Genomic DNA, 3,814 nt, shown 5'->3' on the forward strand with positions numbered 1-3,814 from the left:
CCACGGGAAGGATCAGGACGTGGTTGCGGACGCCCACGCGGCCGTTTTCACGACGCCAGGCGTTGATTGTCTGTTTGGAGAAGTCTAGAGCCATTTCTACCACCGTTTCGTTTTGCAGTTGTGGGTGTGGACGTGATCGCCGACATTTGCGTCACCCACCATTTTCCCGATGTCTTCGCCGTATTTTATCACGGTGTCGCCGGCTTTCAGCGGCTTCAATGCCACCTTGTGGCCAATCGGAATATCCGTGTTTGCTGTCAGTTTGAAATCCGAATTGTCATGCGTAACGACGCACAGCATCTCGGTTCCAGCCTTCAGCCCTTCGACGACCACGACGCCCACGTTGTCGTCATGATCATGTACGAGCAGTTGAGGGATCCCCATTTGCAAGCTCCTTTGAGTGGTTGGTGACATATTTCAAAAATACTTATATAAGAATACTTATATAACGGTCAATGTACCTTATTGAGCGCTGTGCGAAAGTCATGATACGCTCAACCACAAAGGAGCACCTCGCCATGGTCGAACCGCTTTATCGCGTTGTTTCCAATACGATAATTGACCGTATTGTTGACGGAACCTATCCACCGGGTGCCATGCTTCCGAGTGAAATGGACCTTGCGGCGGAGCTTGGCGTAAGCCAGGGAACGGTCAGAAAGGCGCTGATTGACCTCGAGCAGAAGGGAATCATAGACCGGCGTCAGGGGCGCGGGACTTTCGTGGCGCTGCGCACGCCGGAAAGCTCTTTGTTCCATTTTTTCAGGCTCAGGGATCCGAACGGAAACCAGATCGTCCCGGAACTGGCGCAGGAAAACGTCCGGCGGCGGGCCGCGACGGATCAGGAGCGGGACGCCCTGTTCGGGGCGCCGGCCGAAGTTTACGAGATTAACCGCGTCAGAAGCCGACGTGGGGTGCCGCTCTGCTACGAAAACTGCGTCGTTTCGACAGCTCTGTTCCCGGGTCTGCAAGACCGGAGTCCACTGCCGAATACGCTCTACGTTTTGTTTCAGCAGGCCTATTCGGTCATTATCATATCGGCGGAAGAAAATTTGCAGGCGGGCTTGTTGGGCAAAGTTGCCGCCAAGGCGCTGGAGGTCGATCCCGGCACTCCGGCCATAACGGCGCGCCGCAAGACGTATGATCTTTTGAACCGGGTCGTCGAATTGCGGACAACCAACTACCTGACGCAAGAGAATTCATATGCCGTGCTGTTGAAATAAGCTGCCGTGCATGTTGGCGCAACAGGTCCAGCCCGATGTGGACTTATCTGGCCCCGCAGAGACTGGTTTTCGTTTGCCGTTCATCGCCGACCCCAAACCTTTGCGCTGCCCTGTCAGGCGCAATAGAATAAACAGGCTGGATTTTACTCCGCAAGCGCCCGCATTTCCCTGATGAGGTCAGACTTGCCCTCGAAGCCGATCCCCTGCAGTTCGGGCATGGTAATGTGGCCGGCCTCGACGCGCACGCCGTCCGGGAAACCGCCATACGGTTGGAACAGGTCCGGGTAACTCTCGTTGCCGCCCAGCCCGAGTCCCGCTGCGATGTTGAGCGACATCTGGTGTCCGCCATGTGGGATGCAGCGGCGGGGGGACCAACCGCAGGTCTCGAGAACGTCGAGTGTCCGCAGGTATTCAACCAGACCGTAGGACAGTGCGCAGTCGAATTGCAGCCAGTCGCGGTCCGGACGCATTCCGCCGTAGCGCAAGAGATTGCGCGCGTCCTGATGGGAAAAGAGGTTCTCGCCTGTCGCCATCGGGCCGGGATAGAACTCGGCCAATGCCGCCTGAAGGGCAAAGTCGAGGGGATCGCCCGCTTCTTCGTACCAGAACAACGGGTAGTCTCGCAGCATTTTGGCATAGGCGATCGCGGTCTCCAGATCGAAGCGGCCGTTTGCATCGACGGCAAGCTGCGCCTGGGAACCGATCTCGGCCAGCACCGCTTCGATCCGTCGCCGGTCCTCATTGACAGGTGCGCCGCCGATCTTCATCTTGACGACATTGTAGCCGCGATCGAGGTAGCCGCGCATTTCGGCCCGAAGCGCGCCATCGTCCTTGCCCGGATAGTAATAGCCCCCGGCGGCATAGACGAAGACCCGCGGGTCGGCCTCTCGCCCCTTCATCTCGGCCAGAAGTCGAAAGAGGGGCTTTTCTTCGATCTTGGCCACGGCATCCCACACCGCCATGTCGATCGTGCCCACGGCAACCGAGCGCTCACCGTGGCCGCCGGGTTTTTCATTCGTCATCATTGCCGCCCATATCCGGTGGGGGTCGAGGTTGCTGCCTTCGTCGTTCACGAGGCTCTTGGGGTCAGCCTCCAGAATCCGGTCGCGGAAGCGTTCGCGGATCAGCCCGCCCTGACCGTAACGGCCATTGGAGTTGAAGCCATAGCCAACCACGCGGCGGCCGTCCCGCACGACATCCGTGACCACCGCCACCAAGCTGGCGGTCATCTTGCTGAAATCAATGTAGGCGTTCCGGATCGGAGAAGAGATCGGTTTGGTGACTTCGCAGACATCCAAAATGCGCATTATCTGTCCTTTCGCGTTGACGGGCAAAATCCTGGCTAAAGGCCCGGTCGATAGAGCATTTACACATCGAACAGGCATTGTCAGATTAAAATGACATAAAGCGGGCGGGGCGGCCAAAGATGGCGTTCGCTTGTATGTTCGCTTCTAAGAACTTCACACGTAGCGTTGGGTAGGCTAAAGCCGTATCAGGAAGCGCGTTCACGCTGGCCATGATGCATGTGGGCGCCCTACCTTTCGACAGGAGCAAGCAAGTGAAAACGATTGGCATACTCGGCGGGATGGGGCCACAGGCGACCGTATCGCTACAACAAAAGCTGATTGATGCAGTCGATGCGCATGATGACCGCGACCATGTTCCGTTGCTGGTGGATATGAATCCACAGGTGCCGTCGCGACTGGATTTCCTGCTGCAGGGGCAAGGCGAGAATCCCGGTCCGACGCTTTCGCGGATGGCAAGTCGCCTGGAAGCGGCAGGCGCCGAAGCCCTCGCCATGCCGTGCAATACAGCCCATCACTTCGCCGACCACATCCGGTCCGCAGTTTCGATTCCGCTCATCAACATGGTTGAGCTTTGCGTGGATCATCATGCTGCGAAACTCAAGGCCGAAGGTGCCCGTGTTGGTATCCTCGCGTCACCGGCTACCGAAGACATCGGCCTTTTCAAGGCAGCTTTTGCCACGCGCAACTTGTCGGCAATCCACCCGCGCGACCGGACGAAACTTGTTGCAGCAATCGTTGCGATAAAGTCGAACGGGGTCGACAGGTTTGCGGAAAACGCACTGAAGGACGCTGCCCGGGATTGCGTTGATCAAGGCGCCGAATGCCTTGTCGTGGGGTGCTCGGAATTCTCGCTGATCAAACAAGCCGCTGAAATCGGTGTTCCGGTTGTGGATACGCTGGATTTGCTGGTGAACGAGATCCTGCGGTTTTCCGGCGCCAGGGTAAAAGGGCAGGCATAAAAGGCCTTGGTGCAGGTTGCGCGATATCAAGGCAAGTGCCGAGAGGTCACAGGCGATCCCAAAACTCAAGCGCGGTGTGATCCAGAGCCGACGGATTTGAAAGAGCGGAAATCGACATAGAGGTGCACCAGTCTTCGTTGCCGACCGGAATCACCGATCCCGCCGCAAGTTCGGCTGAAATGGCTGTTTCGGGTATCCATGCAAATCCGCCGCCCCTCAAGAGCCGCCGTTTGATCGTCTCGACCAGGCTGTCCACATAAATTTTCTCGGCATTCAGCGGTTTTCGGTCAATCGCGTTCTCTACGACCATGCCGAGAAACGAAGACCG

The 3,814-nt window shown here is 57.6% G+C and carries 4 protein-coding genes and 1 pseudogene; 2 read left to right on the plus strand and 3 right to left on the minus strand.

Going from position 1 to position 3,814, the window contains the following annotated elements:
* Positions 1–96: 96 nt before the first annotated feature.
* Positions 97–384, minus strand: coding sequence for a UxaA family hydrolase (locus tag AC221Y_RS21510; protein WP_486708377.1), 288 nt, complete (start codon positions 382–384; stop codon positions 97–99).
* Positions 385–518: 134 nt separating this feature from the next.
* On the opposite strand from AC221Y_RS21510, the gene AC221Y_RS21515 reads away from it, so the two are divergent.
* Positions 519–1,220, plus strand: coding sequence for a GntR family transcriptional regulator (locus AC221Y_RS21515; protein WP_486708378.1), 702 nt, complete (start codon positions 519–521; stop codon positions 1,218–1,220).
* A 143-nt stretch (positions 1,221–1,363) separates the two neighbouring features.
* Here AC221Y_RS21515 and AC221Y_RS21520 read toward each other — a convergent pair whose 3' ends face one another.
* Positions 1,364–2,527, minus strand: coding sequence for a mandelate racemase/muconate lactonizing enzyme family protein (locus AC221Y_RS21520; RefSeq protein ID WP_486708379.1), 1,164 nt, complete (start codon positions 2,525–2,527; stop codon positions 1,364–1,366).
* A gap of 251 nt (positions 2,528–2,778) precedes the next feature.
* Here AC221Y_RS21520 and cuyB point away from each other — a divergent pair, with 251 nt between their 5' ends.
* A complete protein-coding gene (gene cuyB, locus AC221Y_RS21525; RefSeq protein WP_486708380.1) occupies positions 2,779–3,486 on the plus strand; it encodes a cysteate racemase in 708 nt (235 codons plus the stop codon).
* A gap of 46 nt (positions 3,487–3,532) precedes the next feature.
* Here cuyB and AC221Y_RS21530 read toward each other — a convergent pair.
* Positions 3,533–3,814 (minus strand): annotated as a pseudogene (locus AC221Y_RS21530) (LysR family transcriptional regulator); the annotation flags it as partial.

This window comes from Boseongicola sp. (assembly GCF_057460485.1).